The organism is Brevibacillus choshinensis, from assembly GCF_001420695.1.
GTDB lineage: Bacteria > Bacillota > Bacilli > Brevibacillales > Brevibacillaceae > Brevibacillus > Brevibacillus choshinensis.
In genome coordinates this window covers 2,018,873-2,037,426 of sequence record NZ_LJJB01000007.1, presented here as the reverse complement: position 1 = coordinate 2,037,426, position 18,554 = coordinate 2,018,873, and the positions used below count along the sequence as shown (strand labels likewise).

The window sequence follows — 18,554 nt, the reverse complement described above, 5'->3', positions numbered from 1 at the left end:
TACCCAGTGGAGGGATGAGATGATGGATAACGATCTACAATTAATGAAGGAACTAACCGAGACAGCCGGGCCCCCTGGATTCGAGATGAGGGTGCAACAACTCATGAAGAACAAGCTTACCGAATTAACTTCTACTACGCTTGAAGACAATTTGGGTGGTATTGTTGGACAACATGGAGAGGCAGGTCCGCGAATCCTCTTGGCTGCTCACATGGACGAAGTATCGTTTATGGTAACCCACATTACAAAAGATGGATTCCTCCGGATGCAACCACTCGGTGGATGGTGGGGACATGTCATGTTGTCCCAACGAGTGAAGGTGCTTTCGAGAAAAGGCGATCATACGGGAGTCATCGGATCAAAGGCTCCCCATGTCTTATCGATCGAGGAGAGAAAAAACGTATTGGAAATTAGCAATATGTTTGTGGACATCGGGGCATCTAGCAAAGAAGAAGCAGAGAGCTTCGGTGTAGAGGTGGGTGACCCGATTGTTCCGATCTGCCCGTTTGAAGTAATGCCTAACCCCAAAATGCTCATGGCAAAAGCATGGGACAATCGCGCAGGATGCTACGTAACGTTAAAGGTATTGGAACAGATCCAAAAAGAAACGCATGCCAATACGGTTTACTGCGGCGCTACCGTACAAGAGGAAGTAGGGCTTCGGGGGGCGGTTACTTTATCGCACAAGATCTCACCAGATATTGCGTTTGCTTTGGATGTCGGAGTAGCTGGTGATACACCTGGAATGAGTCACCAAGAAGGGCATTCCAAACTGGGAGGTGGGCCTCTTCTCGGATTTTATGACAGCAGTATGATCCCTCATCTAAACCTGCGTGATTTTGTCATTGATACAGCGAAGGAACATAACATTCCGTATCAGACAGATATCATGCCACGAGGAGGAACAGACGCGGGTAAGTTTCATCTCGCTCACAACGGGGTTCCTTCCATGGTAGTGAGTGTTGCTGCACGGTACATTCATAGTCATGTCTCCATGGTAAGTCGGGATGATTTAGATCTGACCGTAAAGCTGCTTGTTGAGTTAATCAAGAAATTGGACGAGAATACGGTGAATCACATCAAAGGCATGAATAGAAGATGACAAGTAAGCAGGATCGCCCACATAAAGAGGAAGAAGAGTCCATTGCTTGATTACAAGCATAGGGCTCTTCTTCGATTTTGTGGTGCTTCACGAAGCTACATTTATTATAGTTGTAATAGTTATAACTACTAAAAGAGGCGTTGCTATGGAGTACTAAATCGATCAGTTTGAAGAAATCGGTTTTTCGAAGAATGTGGCAAAGGTCAAGGCGACGACTTGTTGTCCTATATCGTTCATGACGGGAAGAGATAAGAACCTAGACAAAAGGGGAGGCTTATGAGATGAAAACGACAGTGAATGGCAAGGAACATACGATTGAATTCAAATCCATTACGGAGCAAGACAAAAATGAGCTGGAAGAAGTAAAGAAGCTGTTTTTAGAGTATGCGCAATCGCTTGATATTGATCTGTCTTTTCAAGATTTTGACGCAGAATTCAAGGCTTTACCAGGAAAGTACGGGCCACCGGATGGCGTTTTACTAGTCGCCGTCGTGGATGGACAAGCTGCTGGATGTATTGCTCTTCGAAAGATTGGGGAGGGCATCTGCGAAATGAAAAGATTGTATGTTCGTGATGCATATAGAGGATTTCGCATTGGGAAAAGTCTTATCACGATGATTATTGAAAAAGCCTCAGAACTGAAATACGAGTATATGAGGCTCGATACCCTTTCAACGATGACAAAAGCACAAGAATTATATCGTTCTGAAGGTTTTTACGAAATTGAGCCATATGTGTTTAATCCGATTGAAGGGGCAAGGTTTATGGAGTTAAAGATTGAAAGGATATAATATTATTCTTGAATGAAGGAAGTTGAATTCACAAAAGCCATTTTTCTCGGTGTTATAAGTGAGGAATTTGGCTTTTTTGTTATCTACCGCCAAGAAAATAATTTATCAGCAATATATATTTTATTTTTATTTATTAAATATATATTGATTTATTGAGTGTATTTCTAGTAAATACAATTGTCATCAACATAAAAACATATTACAATAAACAAGTGATTTCAATGCAACTAAAAAAGAAAGAAAGATGAATAATCTTACTAACTATTAGGAATGCTTAACAAAGAAGCTCAGAATGCTGTGAGAGCTTTCCTGAAATTATCGCTACTAGTAGCAGAGAGGAAAAGGAACCGGAGTGGAAAACAAAGAATTGAAGAGGGGCCTGGAAGCCCGTCATATCCAAATGATTGCTTTGGGCGGTACGATTGGTGTTGGGCTTTTTATGGGTTCAGCAAGCACTATTAAATGGACAGGTCCATCTGTCATGCTCGCGTATGCAATTGTAGGAATTTTTATATTTTTAATCATGCGTGCCATGGGGGAAATGTTGTACTTAGAACCAAGTACAGGTTCATTTGCGACCTTTGGTCATAAGTATATCCATCCCTTAGCAGGTTATATGACGGCGTGGAGTAACTGGTTTCAGTGGGTTGTCGTAGGGATGTCAGAAATTATTGCCGTTGGGACCTATATGAAGTACTGGTTTCCAGATTTGCCTGCATGGATACCGGGTATCATTGCCATGGTGATTCTAGGATCGGCAAACTTAATCTCTGTTAAATCATTTGGTGAATTTGAATTTTGGTTTGCCATGATAAAAATTGTGACGATCGTATTAATGATTATTGCCGGGGTTGGCCTTATTTTCTTTGGAATTGGTAACGGAGGAAACGCAATTGGATTATCTAACCTATGGGAGCATGGGGGCTTCTTTACGGGTGGTTGGTCAGGCTTTTTCTTTGCTCTATCATTAGTGATTGGGGCATATCAAGGTGTCGAGCTTATTGGGATAACTGCAGGTGAGGCAAAAGACCCTCGAAAAACGCTAACGAGTGCGATTCAAAGCATTATTTGGCGCATTTTGATCTTCTATATTGGTGCGATTTTTGTCATCGTAACCGTCTACCCTTGGGATCAACTACATGCGATCGGTAGCCCGTTCGTTGCAACTTTTGCGAAAATTGGTATTACAGCAGCTGCGGGGGTCATCAACTTTGTGATCATTACCGCTGCCATGTCTGGTTGTAACAGTGGTATTTATAGCGCAGGGCGTATGCTTTATACATTAGGGGTAAATGGACAAGCTCCAAAAATCTTCACGAAGCTGTCCCAGAATGGTGTGCCTCTACTGGGGACGATTGGCGTCCTTGTGGGTTTAGGTGTTGGCGTTATCCTGAGCTACATTGCACCAGAGAATCTATTTGTCTACGTATACAGTGCAAGTGTACTTCCTGGAATGGTTCCGTGGTTTGTGATCCTGATTAGCCAAATCAAATTCAGAAAAGCAAAAGGAGCACAGATGGCCAACCATCCATTTAAAATGCCTTTTGCACCCGTGACAAATTACGTGACGATCGCCTTTTTACTGATGGTTTTGGTTGGTATGTGGATCAATGATGAGACACGGATCTCCCTGATTGCTGGGATAGTTTTCTTAGGAATTGTTGTGGTTAGCTTTTACGCATTGGGAGTGAGTAAAGCTGTTCCACTGGATGATCAATCCCGAGCAGAATGATTAGCGAGTAAGAAAACGGAATCGACCCCCTATTAACGGTGGACACGCGTTGCGTCTGGATATCCCTAAATACGGGGATGCAAAGATTCCAGAAGGACTGTTTCAAGACAAAGAGTAACGAGATGTGAAAAGGCGATCACTTCCCAGTCTTCTATTGGGGAGAGGTCGCCTCATTTTATTTGAGTGCTTTCAACGTTATAGAAAGATACGTAACTCAATGAGCAGTCAATAAAAAACAGAACACTAAGCGTTGGTCTGTGAGTGAAGAACATTGTCCCAATGTCTGATTGATTTTTGTATCTGATTAATTTCGTTGGTTATTGCTCTTTGCACAATTTGGGGGTAATCCTTTTTTCGCTCTTTAAATAGCTCGTCTAAATCATGGATATAACCGTCGAGTCTCTGCAATGCAACTTCTTTTCTAGTCATGAGAGCACATCCTTTTTTGATTTTAACAATCATAACCATTTTTCCAATAACATACCACTTAGTCCCTTAGACTGTTGGATGGCATTCAGCTAGAAACCTCGATTTACAGCAACATATTAGAGATTCCCCACAGCAGAACAAAGCTGATGAGGATCGTCGTATTCGATACCATACCGACAAACTTGTAGTCGTATTTAAACTCTACCGAGTACGCCAATACGGAGACGCCCATCGGCAAGATAAATCCGACGAGTAACGTGTATTTGAACATGTCCTCGAAGGGCAGGATCAGGAAACAAGCGATACCGATGACCAGTCCTACGATATAACGCAGACCGAGCACCTTCCAGAAGTGAATCTGATAGCGCTTGTCGAAGGAAAAATTCAAGTAAATGCCCAGCAGCAACAAGGATAAAGGCATATTCGCTTTGGAAATCGTTCCGGTTATCCCGAGGAACATGTCAGGAAGCGGAATGTGGGCAAGATTAATGACGAAAATAATAAGATAGGTAAGCAACGGAATCGACTTGGATACCTTTCCGACCACTTGCTTGAAATCCAGCTTCACATCCTCACCGGAGTAGTAGCTGCCGATCAAATAACTTACACCAAAAACGACCAGAGCGTTTCCGATATCGAACATTCCGAAGTAAGCGAGGCCTTTCTCCCCCCAGATTCCCTGGACGAGCGGGTAGGCAAACAACCCAACATTAAAGCCTGGAACCATCATCCCGAGCATTCCTTTTGTCTTCCGGTTTTCTTTACGGAAGGCGAAATAGGCCAGGATGGCGGCGAGTATGCCGTAGAGAAAACCACTTACAACCAGTAACAAGAGAGAAGCGTCCAGGGTTATGCTATGGAACGTATGGATGATCAAACAGGGAAGGGTAATGTTGAAAATGATCCGAGCCAACCCTTCGCCATCCCTCTCCTTGATGATCTTGCAGCGTTTGAGGAAATAGCCTAGTGCGATGATCAAGATGGAAGATAAAAATTGACTATTAAAGCTGTCCATTACCTAATTCTCCTAACTATCTTGCTGTCCAAATGGATGCTACAAATAATTATTGACTTTACCACTCTTCGAAAGAGATGAAAAGACAAGGACTGTAAAAAAATTCAACGATGTCGAGAGAAAAATAATTATGGAAAAAGAAACCAACCTTTGTTGACGGCAAAAGCGTACGAAAACAGTTTTATAAGTGAATTTGGTTTATGATTGCATTCTTGTTGTTGGGCTTGGTCTCCTAAATCGAGCAAATGCCGCTGCTCGTGCTTCACACATCGCTATTTCACCACGCATCCAGGCACGGCCAGGTTCAATCGCATTTCGAGGTCGACTGTCATTCGGATACGTCTTTTCGAAGTACATGCTCGGCACAGTCCGTAGCCCAATGGACCAGTGTTTTCTGATCATACTGGCTGAATGTAGGAAATTCAAGGTGAAGAGATGCGCAAATGTATAAGCGTGAAAAGAAACGAGATTGAGCCATTTTGCATGAAAAAACTCAGGAACTGACCACGAAAGGGTATCCGTTCCTGAGTTATTTCATTCCATGCACAAAATGCATAAGAGAAGTGGGAGCCACTGATGATCCTCACCGATTATGTACGAGCAGTAAACGTTATCGGATAGTTCTTGACCCCAAAGACAAACGGACTTGGAATAGGCGTCAGCGGAGCTTTCGCAAACTGCATATCGCTAAACCTAGAAAGCATGATTTCGAGAGCGATTTGAGCTTCCAGTCGAGCGAGAGGAGCACCGAGACAGAAGTGAATACCAAAGCCAAAACCCATATGCGGATTCGGTTTGCGGTCTGGAAGAAAGGTATCCGGATTCTCAAACTTTTCTGGGTCGCGATTGGCTGATCCTACCCACGAGACGACCTGCTGTCCTTCACGGATGAGCTGTCCGCCGATTTCTACATCCTGTGTAGCGATACGGCCAATGGCAACGATGGGTGGATAATAGCGTAGCGTCTCTTCGACCGTCGTTTTCACGTACTCCGGATGCTGTCTGACCTGATCTTGGATCGCCGGCTGTTCGGTCATAAGTCGGATCGCATTGGTGATGAGATTCGTAGTGGTTTCGTTGCCCGCGACAAGCAGCAGAATACAGAAGCGCAAGATCTCCTGCTCCTGAAGCTTCTCTCCATCGATTTCTGCGACCAGCAGGGCAGAAACCAGATCATCCTCCGGTTTGTTCCGTCGCTCATTGAGAATGGTGAGGAAGTACTCAGCGAGTTCTTTCTCAGCTTTGTCTCTCTCTGCAACCATCTGTGCAAACGCTTCTTCTGAGTTACCTTCCACACCTTTAACCATCGTATCCGACCAGTCCTTGAACAGCATGCGGTCTTTGGAAGGGACGCCTAGCAATTCAGCAATGACGATCACAGGAAGGGGTGTAGCCAGGTCATGAACGACGTCCATTTTTCCATTCTGGATGACCTGGTCGAGTAATTCGTTTGTAATGGAAGTAATCCGAGGTGCTAGGTCATTGATCGCCTTGGGAGTAAACGCTTTGTTGACCAGATTGCGCATGTGCGTGTGCTTGGGCTGATCCATCGTCAAAAGCGTTTCGCCTCTGACTTCCAGACCACGACGCGAAGAAAAAGTGGCAGGATCTTTTAAAATACGGTGAACATCCTCATAACGGAAGACGTCCCAGGATCCCCGATCTTCATCAAAGCGCACAGGAGTCTTTTCTCTCAGTTCGCGATAGATAGGGAAAGGGAACAATTGCTCATCAATACGAGCCAGCTCTCTCATGAAAATGATATTCGCATAGCGAGTAGCTTGTTTATCTGCATTCAAGGTCTGCGTGCCCCCTCATTAGTGGTCTGGCATACAAGCTAAGATTTCGCTTCCTGCAAAAAAATATACGTGTGACGTTCTCACTTTATCGTTTCCCTTTCGGCTTAATCTTTTTTATAATGAGGAAGTGAATGCTAGTGCGAGGAGTAGTTTCGTATGAACGATAACAGAGAAAGCAACAATAAATTGGTCATGTGGGGCTTTATCGGCACGATTTTGGTATGTGCCCTGTCGATGTTCATTTTCATTTACGTCATGAGAAGTTGATGGGAAATAGAAAAAAGAAACCGTTGATACAAAGACGGTTTCTTTTTTTGTGTTTGTGCCGTTTCATCAAGGAGAGATACTTTTGATTTTTCTCGCTAGCTGTTCGACGGTCAGTTGATTGAGATCTGAGAATCCAGCTCCTTCCAAGGCAATGGTTTGACCCTGATACAGCGGATAGACTCCTTGCCATAGCCCAGCGGCGCTGTACAGATCCGTTGCTGAAACAGGGTGGAGAAACAAGACGTAGTTTCCTTCTGCCAATGGACCGGGATAAGTACGATTGAGAGGGCTGCTTGCGTCAGGTAATGGCTCCACTCCTGTGCTGACCAATTTGAGCATTCGGTGCGATGAACCTTTCAAGACTTGTTTGACGTGTGCGGTCTGTACGTAATTTACTAATTTTCCCTCACGAAGGGATCGTCCAGTCGGAACAGACTGACTAGCGCTGTCAATCCATGCGAAGACGATTAGCTCACTTCGCTTCACGAGATCCTGCCACGATGCCACAGGTGTTGGATTTATGCGTACACTCCCAATGTCGGTCGCAGCAGATGCTGGCAACGCCATGAATCCAATCAGGAACAGAACGAGACAAAGTCGGTAGAGCACTCTCGATACCCCCGTTTATGATGTACTGTCCCTTAGTATGATCACGCATAGAACGGGTATCCAGATTTTAACTTTTAGTATTATGGTAATATTCCGAAAATAACCATTCCATGCTATCATGGGTGGGTACTGCTAGATTGACTCGAGAAGACAGAGACTAGGACGAGGAGGATCTTATGAATCATCTGTTTGTCAGACGAATGTTACCTTGGCTTCTCTTGCTTTTGCTCGTGCTCCAGGTGGCCGCAGTACCTGCTTTTGCCCAAGGAGAAACGACACCAGTAAGCTCGCTGTCTGCGAATGTAGAAAAATACCTGAGTGATCTGCAAAAGAATCAAGAGAGTATGGGCTTATATGCAGGTATCGCGGTGTATGATTTGACGGACAAAAAGTACGTCTACACTCATAACGAAAAGAGGAATTACATACCGGCCTCGAACATCAAGCTATTTACGACGATTTCCGCTCTCGATCGGCTCGGTCCAGGGTATCAATGGAAGACAGAAGTATACATAGACGGAAAAGTGAATCCGGGTGGAATCTTGCAAGGGAATTTGTTGCTAAAAGGATATGGGGATCCAAGTTTGTCACCAGAGGATTTGCAGGAGTTGGCTACAGCGATCAAGGCCCAGGGGATCAAGCAAGTGAATGGCGATCTGCTACTGGACGAAAGTTACTTCGATGATACTCGGTTGGGGACGAGCTGGATGTGGGACGACGAGCCCTACGGATATAGTGCCCAGTTGAGCGCCCTCGCTGTACATAAAAACTTCGCTACCGTCACGACGAAGCCTGGACTAAAGACTGGGGATACCGCCAAACTCAAAATTGAGCCAGCCAATACCACGCTTACACTGACCAATAAGGTAAAGACAGTTGACGGCAGTGATACTGTCATAACGGTAGAACGCCCACGGGGAAAAAACGAAATCATCCTGTCGGGGACCATCGGGGTCAAATCATCTGACTATCAAGAGGATGTGACCATGGAAGATCCGGCACTGTTCGTCGGAGACGTATGGAAACAGAAGGTAACCGAGGCAGGGATCGAGCTCAAACCGAAGACCGAGGTAAAGAAGACAATAGTAAAAACAGGCGTACCCTTGCATACTCATCTATCGAAACCTTTGAGTGAGGTCATGGTGGAGCTGAACAAGGAAAGTGACAATTTCTATGCCGAAATGCTTCTCAAAACGTTGGGTGCGACACAAAAAGGGCAAGGTAGCTTTGAAGCAGGGACAGAGGTAGTCGCCGATGTGCTGAAGCGAGCAGGAATTGAATCGGGCTATGCGCAGGTGGATGGGTCTGGTCTTTCCCGATTTGATCTCATAACCGCAGAGCAAATGGTAAAACTACTCGTTTTTCTGCAAGATCAAGACTATCGTGAAGTGCTGGAAGCCACCCTTCCCATCGCCGGTGTGGACGGTACGTTGAAAAGTCGGTTGAAAGGTACAGCTGCCGAAAAAAACGTCATCGCCAAAACAGGTTCAATGGGAGGCGTAAACAGCTTGTCTGGTTTCGTGACAGCAAAAAACGGTCACAAGCTCGCTTTTTCCATCATCGTCAACGGAATCTACAAATCCAAATACGCCAGAGAATTGCAGGACTTTATCGCCATCCAATTAGCTACCTATCCAGAGAATCTTTTTCCAGCTGGTTATACTCCGGAACAACTCCAAACATACCAGCTCTCTGGGCTGATCGATCCCATCCTCGACAAGCCTGAAGCCGATGGCCTGACGACTGGTATCATTGTTAAAACGCTCGGGGGAGAGGTGCTGTATGAGCACGACGCTGATTCCTTACTAACTCCAGCTTCCAATCTCAAGCTGTTGACGACGGCAGCTGCGTTTAATCAGCTGGGAACAGAATACACGTTCAAAACAGAACTGTATGGCGATACCCCGATCGCACAAAACGGTGTCCAAAATGGCAACATGTACGTAAAAGGGTATGGAGACCCAACGCTTCATACGGAAGATGCCTTGCAAGTACAAGACGGTGTCTCGATCGAGCAGATCGCAGCATGGTTGAAAGAGCAGGGACTCAAGCGAGTGAATGGCAATCTGGTTCTGGACGAGAGCTATTTCGACCAACAACGTCTGGGTCTGGGCTGGGCTTGGGATGATGAGAGCTATTACTATAATCCTACATTAGGTGCATTGGCGCTTAATCGCGGGACGGTCATGGTGGAGTATGAACCGGCGAAAAAAGCAGGAGATCGTGTCAAATGGAATCTGCTGCCGAAAACATCTTATGTACAAATAATAAATGAAGCGCAAACAGTCGAAGCGGGTCAAGAGAATACGTTTGCCATTCAGAGGAACCGCGGTACCAATACGATTCGACTGACGGGAAACCTTCCAGTCGATCAAGAAGGTGATTATGAGCGTGTTCCGGTAGAAGAACCGGCCAAGTACGCAGGTGCGGTATTAAAAGAAGCCCTCGTAAAAGAAGGAGTAAGCTTCGCGCCGAAAAGCTCCATTACGATTGGCAATGTTCCTGTGTCTGCGGTGAAATGGAACGAATTCACGTCCTTGCCGCTTCGGGATATCGTGAACTATCTGAATAAGCGCAGTGACAATTTTTACGCAGAAATGCTGTTGAAGACACTGGGAGGTGTGAAAAAAGGCGAAGGAAGTGCTTCAGCGGGTGCAGAGGTAGTACAGGATGATATCGCGTCGATGGGAGGCAACACGAATTTCGACATGATCGATGGATCAGGGCTGACTCGTTACAACCTGATTTCTGCTCGTCATATCGCCTCCGCACTAGAGGGGATGACAAAGTCAGGAGCTTTTGCCGCTTTTGATGAATCTCTGCCCATCGCAGGTGTCGATGGTACGCTGAAAAATCGATTGAAGGAAACGCCAGCTGAGAATAATCTGCATGGAAAAACAGGTTCTATGACGGGAGTAAACAGTTTGTCAGGTTATATCACTACGAAAAGTGGAGAAAAACTAGTATTCTCCATCATCGTAAACGGTTATGCCATTGATAGCGAGGTAATGACCGATTTGCAGGATGAGATTGCTACGATTCTCGCTTCCATGGAATAGTCGAAGAAAATAGAAAACTGGACGATCAGCTACGAGCTGGATGTCCAGTTTTCTTTGTGTTAAAAAATACGCGTAGCCGCTCCCCAATCATTTCATCGTCTTCGCTAAGCACCTGCGCAAATATCTGAATAGATACGTGTTGGGCCAATGCCTGTGTCGGTGCATAAAAAGCCATCATATCTATATCCAGATGGTTTCTGGCACGAACATCTGCATGAAGACGGGGAGGGTAGACAAAATATTGAATCCATTACGATATGATTGTATGCGGTTGGAGGAAGTAGCCACTGAATTGTTTACACGTGTCGGGGTATCAGAGCATCATGCTCGTACAGTTGCCCAATCGCTTATTCACGCAGATTTGCGAGGGATCGAATCACACGGATTATCACGATTGCCTATCTATATGAAACGGATCGAGGCAAAAGTCATCGAGCTAGATCAAGAACCAGAAATGGTAAAGCAAGAAGGAGCGACAGCACTAATCGATGGCAAAAATCATCTGGGTGCAGTGGTTGGCAAGGTTGCACTAGAACAAGCCATTTCACTTGCAAAACAAGCGGGCATTGGATTTGTAGGAGTACGTCATTCCAATCATTTTGGGACTTGCTCATTTTATGCCGAGCGTGCTATCGAACAAGATCAAATTTTACTGGTCTTGTCCAACGCTCCAGAGTCGATGGCTCCTACAGGAGGCATCCGCCCTTTTTTGGGAACAAATCCCATGGCTATTGGCATTCCAGCTGGTAAAGAGTTGCCTTTTTTGCTTGATATGGCGACTAGCGTGGTTGCCCGTGGGAAAATTGCGCTAGCGGCCAAAAAAGGGGAACCGATACCTGCAGATTGGGCCATTGATCAGGATGGCATCCCTACCACTGATCCAGAGCGTGCCTTGCTTGGTTCATTACTACCCATTGGAGGAGCAAAAGGCTACGGACTCGCCATGTTCATCGATGTTCTTTGCGGACTGTTGACTGGCGCCGCTTGTGGTCCCGGAGTTCAAAGCCTGTATGAGAACTGGACACACCCTCAAAATATTGGTCACGTTTTTCTCACGATCGATGTCCAACGATTCTGGCCGCTCCCTGTTTTTCAAAGCAGGATGGACGAGTATATTCGTGAGATCAAATCGGTTCCGAAAAAAGCCGGAATCGATGAAATCATGATCCCAGGTGAGATCGAGAATAGGAAAATGAGTGAACAGCGAGTCCATGGAGTATCATTATCTCCTGGAATTGCACAGGAGCTTGAGCAGGCGTGTATCACCTACGGGGTAGATTGGGGAAAAGCGCGAATCGGAAGCTGAACAGAAACGATTCCTTCCTGGTTTCACGGACAGCCGTTCCCACATAGACTGGTGTCATCGGTTTGGAAAGGAAGGTTTGCTCATGCAACGACATATGTGCAAAGGTAAAATTCATCGTGCGACGGTGACCCAGGCAGAACTTGACTATGTGGGCAGTATCACGATCGATGCCCTTTTATTAAAAGCAGCGGATATTATGCCGTATGAAATTGTGCAAGTAACCAGCTTGCGTAATGCTACCCGTTGGAAGACCTACGCATTACCTGCTCCAGAAGGGACTGGTAAGATCTGCTTGAACGGGCCGCCAGCTCATTTGTTTCAGCCGGGTGATTTGGTCATCATCCTCAGCATGGGGATGTATGATGAAGAAGAAACGAACAAACTGGTTCCGCGAGTTGTTTTTGTTGACGAACATAACAGCATCACCAAAATAGAAGAGCATCATCTTATTACGAATGGGGAGACAACAACATAAAACCGCCAAATGTTGGGAAATGGAGTAAACATCAGCACATGGTAAAGCACGAGTACTTGCGTGATTACTTGCCAGCCACCAGGCCGTTTACTCCTGAAAAGTTGTGGGAATACGTGGAGGATTACGAAAAAGTCATGCTGAAGCCTTCAGGTGGCGGAGGAGGGGCAGGCATCATTCAGCTCACAGATAAAGGGGAGGACCGTTATCTCGTTCATGCTGGTAGTACCAAGCGAATCGTGCATGGCCGAGCAAAGACCGTCGCGTACGTCAAGTCGCTATTCCGACCAAAACCATACCTACTGCAGCCACTCATTCCTCTGGGGAGGATCGATGGAAGACCGTTTGACGTTCGAGTCATGGTTCAGCGAGCGGGCAAAAAATCACCCTGGATCGTTACGGGTTGGGTAGCCAAATTAGCGGGGCCGGGTTTTGTCGTGACAAATGTAGAGCGAAGCAGAGGAAAAATCCTACCGTTACAAACTGCTATTCGTTTGTCAACCGTAACAGCTCCTAGTAATTTGCAAGAAGAGATCAGTCAAGTCGCATTGGCGGCGGCGAATGCTTTGGGCAAGGCGTATCCCACCTTGAGAGGGATTGGCTTGGATCTAGGCATTGATGTAGAAGGGAAACCGTGGATCATTGAGGCAAACTTTCGCCCCTCTCTTTCACTGTTTCGGCAATTGAAGGATCAGACCTTTTACCGCCGAATTATCGCCATGCAAAAACGTTAACGGACATTGACCACTTGCCGTACACTACTCGTACGTGAACAGGTGGTTTTTTTGATTGGAAAAAAGAGAAATGTATACGGAAAAATGCTTTCCTTTTTCTGTTAGATTAGATAGAATAAGAAAAAAGAAAAAGAGAACAATTGTTCTCATTCGGAGGTGTTTGCATGTTTTGTGATCTAGGTAACGCTTCGGTCTATTATGAGACATATGGAGAAGGCTTCCCAGTTGTCATGATTCATGGATTTACTCCTGACCATCGCTTGATGTCAGGTTGTATGGAGCCTGTATTTGAGAATCAACCTGGGTGGCGCCGGATCTACTTGGATTTGCCGGGAATGGGACAGACCAAAGGGGAAGAATGGATTCAAGGCTCTGATCAGATGCTGGATGTAGTGGAGCGGTTCATTGAAAAAATGATTCCAGTAGGACCTTATTTGGTAGCGGGAGAATCGTACGGGGGATATTTGGCTAGAGCAATTGCTTCTAGACATAAAGAGAGAGTGGCAGGGATGCTGTTTATCTGTTCACTTGTGGAAGCGGCTGTATCCAAACGTGTATTGCCACAACCTGCCGTGATTGCTCAGAACAAGGAATTTCTATCTACGCTGACGCCTGAACAACAAAGCAGGTTTACACCTTTATCGGTCGTGCAGGATCAATACAATTGGGAGCGGTTTGAAAAAGAAATCTTACCAGGGTTGAATGCAGCCGATTCTGTCTTTTTACGGAAAATAAGTGAACGGTACGCTTTCTCCTTTGAATGGGATAAGGAACCAGTGCCGTTTGAAAAGCCTGTGCTGTTCCTGACGGGTAGGCAGGATCATGTTACCGGGTATCAAGATGTGTGGTCATTGTTAGAGCACTATCCGCGTGCCAGCTTTGCTGTTCTCGATCGGGCTGGACACAATCTACAGACAGAACAAAGTGGCTTATTTACAGCGCTCGTGGATGAATGGTTGAATCGTGTAGTTGAAAATGAAAACATACAATGATTTTGCAATTGCGAATATGACTGTTTGACTAGAATCCGTCATGGAAAACTGATAGAATGCCTCTCATTATGATGGGAGGATGTATGATCGTTAATGATACAGCTAGCAAAGCGAGAAGTAATCTGGATTAGTTTTATGTTATTTTCCATGTTTTTTGGTGCGGGCAATCTCATCTTCCCTCCATTTTTAGGACAATCTGCAGGGATAAGTGTATGGGTCTCTCTGACCGGTTTTATATTGTCTGCTGTCGGGCTACCGATTTTAGGGGTAGTGGCTATTGCAAAGGCAGGAACATTTCACGATTTGGCGAGCCGGGTGCATCCACTCTTTGCCCTGATTTTCCCGTTTCTGATCTATGTTTCAATCGGTCCTGGGCTAGCCATTCCCCGGGCGGGCAGTCTGGCATTTGAGATGGGGATGGCACCGTTTTTGCCCGAATCGTGGGTGACTTCACCACTCAGTCTTTTTCTTTATACGGTCTTGTTTTTTAGTATCGTTTTTTGGCTCAGCTTATCACCCTCGAAGCTGGTAGATCGCTTTGGAAAATGGTTGACGCCTACCTTGCTAACCTTAATCGCCCTGATCTTTCTTAAAAGCTTGATCACGCCTATGGGACCACTTACGGAACCGGTCGAAAAGTATGCCACACATCCTATACTTCAAGGATTTTTGGATGGGTATTTAACGATGGATGCACTGGCAGCGCTTGTGTTTGGCATCGTGATCGCCAATACGCTGCGAAGTAAAGGGGTTAGTGACAACAAGTCATTATCGACATATATGATTAAAGCTGGCTTGGGTGCCGGTATCTTGTTAACAGTCATTTACGTAATTTTGGGTATGCTCGGTTCCAAGAGCGCTTTTCTAGGGGAAGCTGATAATGGGGCCCAAATCTTGACGAGTCTGATGTATCATTTATTCGGTGAAAGCGGCACAGTCATTCTTGGCATTGTTTTTACTGTTGCTTGCTTGTGTGTATCGATCGGGCTGGTAACCTCTTGCAGTCAATATTTTCAAGGATTGTTTGGAAGTCTATCCTACCGAGTGTGGGTAACGATTCTTTGTCTGTTGAGTATGGGGATCGCCAATCTGGGTCTGACGCAGATATTGAGCGTTTCTGTCCCGATTCTGGGTGCCATCTATCCGATTGCAATTGTGCTGATTGGCCTGGCGTTACTGGGAAGGCTACTTCCTGCAACTTCAAGCGTATATGCCACGACCGTTTCGATCGTCGCTCTCTTTGGCGTAGTGGATATGATCAACAGCACCTTCGTTGGACAAGCATGGAATTCTTGGCTCCATTTCTTGCCTTTTCAGGCGGAGGGAGCAGGATGGATCATGCCTGCCTTGTTAGCTGGTTGCGCAGGGATGTTACTTGACTTCGGGAGAAAGACTGCTTCGATTTACAAAAAAGGGAGTTCATCTTGAATACTTGTTTATCTTTATAACAGCCAGTGGCCACATGAGCGTGAAGTGTGTGCCACTGGCTGTTTTTGATTATCTGACGTTTTTATATAGCGTATACTTTTCCGTATCTCATCCGGTTCCAGATGGCCGAAACGTCTGATCAAAACGTTTTCCATTCCCTATGTAAAGTCCTCCAACTGGTTCCCCTGAATTCAAGTTGAACTGGTTCTTTATCCGTACCAGCATATTTTCTATGATTGTAGCATGATTTTCCAGTAAGTGAGCGCTTGCGTTCATATGGAGGGATGTTTGGTGTTGGAACGATTCAAAGGAATGGTTTACCTATTTTGCGCTTTTTCGTTCGCGGGTTCTTCTGTGATTGCAGCGCGTTTTTTTCAAAGCAGTCTCGGGACATTTACGATTTCCGCAGTGAGCTTATTATTGGCGCTCCTATGCTTGTTGCCATTGAGTGGCAAAAAACTCATGCGAACCATCCGTTTGTTATCCGCAAAAGAATGGATCGTACTGACCTATCAGGCGTTATTTGGTGTCTTTTTGTTTCGGATGTTTTTGCTTTACGGTCTTGATAAAACAAGCGCAGCGGAGGCAGGCATTTTAACAGGTGCTACACCAGCCGTGACCGTTCTGCTCGCTACAGTTTTGCTGAAAGAAACGATGGATCGAACAAAGCTCATGGGGATTGTCAGTACAGTAGCAGGCATTCTTCTGATCCAAGACGTATTTTTATTTGGTGACCGCTTTTCACTGAGTCATACTGTGGGGAATGTTCTTGTCCTCTTGGCTGCGGTGAGTGAATCCTTGTTTAATGTTTTCTCTCGTAGTGGAGCAGTAGCTTCTGTAATCGCAGAGAAAGAGTCTACTCATCCGGTTGTGCAAACTACACTGGTATCTGCGATTGCTTTGATACTTTGCTTGATCCCTGCGATTTTCGAACAACCCATTTACTCGCTCTCCATCATTGGGTGGAAAGAATGGCTCACCCTGATTTGGTATGGACCGTTTGTCACAGCGCTAGCTTTCATTTTTTGGTATGCTGGAATAAAAAGGTGTCACGTATCAACGGCTGCAGCTTTGTCAGGCATGATGCCGTTCAGTGCGCTCCTATTATCCGTCTGGTTGTTGGGTGAACACGCTGGATGGCAGCAATGGTCAGGGGGGCTTTTGGTGATCCTAGGAATGGTGTTGATCGGTCGTGAGCAACCTTCAATCACAAGAAGAGAGCTAGCAGACAGAGAACTGCTGATCCAAAAATAGGAGATGACTAAAATGGTACTCATTCGAAATGACGTCACAATCTATAATAAACAATCGGATAACCTGTCATGTCTTGCTTCAACTCGAATCGATTCGATATTTTCCTTGCCGATCAAGAATCGGTTATCGCCAGTATGTTAAACGGTTCTGATTCTCGCACAAGCATTCGAGTACAAGCCCGTGATACCCTATTTACGGTTTACGCGCCACCAGGAATTCAACACGATAGACATCTATTGAGATTGAGAAGGAGAATAGAATGACAACTGTGAATGCAGCTCCTGTTTCAGAGGGAGATCGAATTCATCAACTGGACGCGATTCGCGGCTTCGCTTTATTCGGGATCTTTTTGGTCAATATGCCAACGTTCTTGCAGCCGGCCTTATTTCTTCCCGAAAATGGATTACCTGTTGAGCATTCGCTCTTGGATGAATGGATACGTCTTGTTTTCAACATGCTTGTTCAGACGAAGTTTTACACGATTTTCTCGATTTTGTTTGGGGCGGGCTTCTATTTGTTTATGAGCCGAGCTGAACTAAAGGGAAGCTCCATTCGACCTTTGTACGTACGCAGACTGATCGCGCTCTTGTTTTTTGGGTGCGCTCATCTTTTCTTTTTGTGGTATGGCGATATCTTGCATACCTACGCATTGACAGGATTTTTCCTGCTTTTCTATTATCGGGCGAGTGATCAAGCCGTACTCAGGTGGGCTTGGACCTTGTTGATCAGTCTGCAAACTCTCTATGCTTTGACGCTACTTATTCCAGAAGATCCTACAAACTCTGTGACCCATGCTTCACCCGAGCTTGTCCATCGGGCGAATGAGGTCTACAACTTCGGTAATTGGACGGAATGGATGTTTTTTCGGCTAACGAACGAGCTTCCATTGCTGATCTCGAATGAATGGTTTGCCATCTGGTCAGTCTTGCCTCTCTTTTTGTTCGGACTCTATCTGGCGAGACGTGGAGTATTCCATCAGACACATCGATATGTAACTTTTGCAAAACGTCTGTGGTGGTTCATGCTTGTCGTCAGTAGTGTTCTCGTCGTGATGGTGCCACTCTTGCAGTACGGGATCGTGCGTTTTCCTGCTCCTGCATCGATAGCGGTACAAGTTTTTGTGGGATGGAGCGGTTTGGTTTTATGTGCCTTTTACATTTGTTCGCTGCTGCTCTTGTACGAAACCAGACGCGGGCGCAACACCCTCAAGCATCTCGAACCTGTTGGGAGGATGGCATTGACCAACTACTTAGGGCAGACGCTGATTTCAGTCACGATCGCGCGCGTGTTTCATCTATACGGTGAGGCAAGTATGGGAGTTGGTTTGTTGATTTGTCTGATCGTCTTTCCTTTGCAAATCGTGGCCAGCAAATGGTGGCTGTCTCGCTATCGCTATGGACCAGCAGAATGGGTGTGGCGCTGTTTCACTTACGCCTCCTTTATGCCAATGAAACGAATGGAACGCACTAGAACATAAGAAAAGGAAGAAGGAGTAAAACGTCCGGCTCATCGGGCGTTTTTTTGTGTCCAGCTGTATCCCTCTCTTGTTAGTGGATAAAAGTGGT

At 45.6% G+C, this 18,554-nt stretch carries 15 protein-coding genes; 11 read left to right on the top strand and 4 right to left on the bottom strand.

What is annotated here, in order from left to right; translation table 11 throughout:
- Positions 1 to 22 precede the first annotated feature (22 nt).
- From AN963_RS09580 to AN963_RS09570, 3 genes are all read left to right on the top strand, one after another.
- Entirely contained in the window at positions 23 to 1,102 is a 1,080-nt protein-coding gene (locus AN963_RS09580) for a M42 family metallopeptidase (RefSeq protein ID WP_055744528.1), read from the top strand.
- Positions 1,103 to 1,383: 281 nt separating this feature from the next.
- Positions 1,384 to 1,893 (top strand): GNAT family N-acetyltransferase, encoded by a 510-nt coding sequence (locus AN963_RS09575; protein ID WP_055744242.1) that lies wholly within the window; start codon positions 1,384 to 1,386, stop codon positions 1,891 to 1,893.
- Between the two features lie 352 nt (positions 1,894 to 2,245).
- Positions 2,246 to 3,625: an amino acid permease gene (locus AN963_RS09570; RefSeq protein ID WP_055744241.1), complete on the top strand. Its 1,380-nt coding sequence runs from the start codon at positions 2,246 to 2,248 to the stop codon at positions 3,623 to 3,625.
- A 532-nt stretch (positions 3,626 to 4,157) separates the two neighbouring features.
- Here the strand turns inward: AN963_RS09570 and AN963_RS09560 are convergent.
- The 4 genes from AN963_RS09560 to AN963_RS09550 all read right to left on the bottom strand — a co-directional run bounded on the left by AN963_RS09560 (position 4,158) and on the right by AN963_RS09550 (position 7,744).
- Positions 4,158 to 5,069 carry an AEC family transporter gene (locus tag AN963_RS09560; RefSeq protein WP_055744239.1) on the bottom strand — a complete coding sequence of 304 codons (912 nt, stop codon included), beginning with the start codon at positions 5,067 to 5,069 and terminating at the stop codon, positions 4,158 to 4,160.
- A 198-nt stretch (positions 5,070 to 5,267) separates the two neighbouring features.
- Positions 5,268 to 5,426, bottom strand: coding sequence for a putative immunity protein (locus AN963_RS32520; RefSeq protein WP_407922531.1), 159 nt, complete (start codon positions 5,424 to 5,426; stop codon positions 5,268 to 5,270).
- Between the two features lie 233 nt (positions 5,427 to 5,659).
- The gene (locus tag AN963_RS09555) at positions 5,660 to 6,823 is read right to left on the bottom strand and encodes a cytochrome P450 (RefSeq protein WP_055744527.1); all 1,164 of its coding nucleotides are present in this window, start codon (positions 6,821 to 6,823) and stop codon (positions 5,660 to 5,662) included.
- A 378-nt stretch (positions 6,824 to 7,201) separates the two neighbouring features.
- Positions 7,202 to 7,744 (bottom strand): hypothetical protein, encoded by a 543-nt coding sequence (locus AN963_RS09550; protein ID WP_055744238.1) that lies wholly within the window; start codon positions 7,742 to 7,744, stop codon positions 7,202 to 7,204.
- A 176-nt stretch (positions 7,745 to 7,920) separates the two neighbouring features.
- Between AN963_RS09550 and dacB the strand changes: the two genes are divergently transcribed.
- The 8 genes from dacB (at position 7,921) to AN963_RS09510 (ending at position 18,466) form a co-directional block, all read left to right on the top strand.
- The gene (gene dacB / locus AN963_RS09545) at positions 7,921 to 10,803 is read left to right on the top strand and encodes a D-alanyl-D-alanine carboxypeptidase/D-alanyl-D-alanine endopeptidase (RefSeq protein WP_055744237.1); all 2,883 of its coding nucleotides are present in this window, start codon (positions 7,921 to 7,923) and stop codon (positions 10,801 to 10,803) included.
- A 241-nt stretch (positions 10,804 to 11,044) separates the two neighbouring features.
- A complete protein-coding gene (locus AN963_RS09540) occupies positions 11,045 to 12,109 on the top strand; it encodes an Ldh family oxidoreductase (RefSeq protein ID WP_055744236.1) in 1,065 nt (354 codons plus the stop codon).
- An 82-nt stretch (positions 12,110 to 12,191) separates the two neighbouring features.
- On the top strand, positions 12,192 to 12,584 hold the full coding sequence (gene panD, locus AN963_RS09535) for an aspartate 1-decarboxylase (protein WP_055744235.1): 393 nt from the start codon (positions 12,192 to 12,194) through the stop codon (positions 12,582 to 12,584).
- Positions 12,581 to 13,315: a YheC/YheD family protein gene (locus AN963_RS09530; RefSeq protein WP_269084391.1), complete on the top strand. Its 735-nt coding sequence runs from the start codon at positions 12,581 to 12,583 to the stop codon at positions 13,313 to 13,315. Before panD ends, AN963_RS09530 begins: the two co-directional genes overlap by 4 nt.
- A gap of 164 nt (positions 13,316 to 13,479) precedes the next feature.
- Entirely contained in the window at positions 13,480 to 14,307 is an 828-nt protein-coding gene (locus AN963_RS09525; RefSeq protein ID WP_055744233.1) for an alpha/beta fold hydrolase, read from the top strand.
- A 93-nt stretch (positions 14,308 to 14,400) separates the two neighbouring features.
- Positions 14,401 to 15,735, top strand: a complete 1,335-nt coding sequence (gene brnQ / locus AN963_RS09520; protein ID WP_055744232.1) for a branched-chain amino acid transport system II carrier protein — start codon at positions 14,401 to 14,403, stop codon at positions 15,733 to 15,735.
- A 291-nt stretch (positions 15,736 to 16,026) separates the two neighbouring features.
- The gene (locus AN963_RS09515) at positions 16,027 to 16,989 is read left to right on the top strand and encodes a DMT family transporter (RefSeq protein ID WP_236707914.1); all 963 of its coding nucleotides are present in this window, start codon (positions 16,027 to 16,029) and stop codon (positions 16,987 to 16,989) included.
- A 259-nt stretch (positions 16,990 to 17,248) separates the two neighbouring features.
- Positions 17,249 to 18,466, top strand: coding sequence for a DUF418 domain-containing protein (locus tag AN963_RS09510; protein ID WP_055744231.1), 1,218 nt, complete (start codon positions 17,249 to 17,251; stop codon positions 18,464 to 18,466).
- Positions 18,467 to 18,554: the final 88 nt, after the last annotated feature.

Excerpts from the sequence above, each read along its gene's own strand:
- AN963_RS09560 (WP_055744239.1), bottom strand. The coding sequence starts at position 5,069 with ATGGACAGCTTTAATAGTCAATTTTTATCTTCCATCTTGATCATCGCA.
- brnQ (WP_055744232.1), top strand. The coding sequence starts at position 14,401 with ATGATACAGCTAGCAAAGCGAGAAGTAATCTGGATTAGTTTTATGTTA.
- AN963_RS32520 (WP_407922531.1), bottom strand. The coding sequence starts at position 5,426 with ATGTACTTCGAAAAGACGTATCCGAATGACAGTCGACCTCGAAATGCG.
- dacB (WP_055744237.1), top strand. The coding sequence starts at position 7,921 with ATGAATCATCTGTTTGTCAGACGAATGTTACCTTGGCTTCTCTTGCTT.
- AN963_RS09525 (WP_055744233.1), top strand. The coding sequence starts at position 13,480 with ATGTTTTGTGATCTAGGTAACGCTTCGGTCTATTATGAGACATATGGA.
- AN963_RS09555 (WP_055744527.1), bottom strand. The coding sequence starts at position 6,823 with ATGAGAGAGCTGGCTCGTATTGATGAGCAATTGTTCCCTTTCCCTATC.
- AN963_RS09510 (WP_055744231.1), top strand. The coding sequence starts at position 17,249 with ATGACAACTGTGAATGCAGCTCCTGTTTCAGAGGGAGATCGAATTCAT.
- panD (WP_055744235.1), top strand. The coding sequence starts at position 12,192 with ATGCAACGACATATGTGCAAAGGTAAAATTCATCGTGCGACGGTGACC.
- AN963_RS09575 (WP_055744242.1), top strand. The coding sequence starts at position 1,384 with ATGAAAACGACAGTGAATGGCAAGGAACATACGATTGAATTCAAATCC.
- AN963_RS09580 (WP_055744528.1), top strand. The coding sequence starts at position 23 with ATGGATAACGATCTACAATTAATGAAGGAACTAACCGAGACAGCCGGG.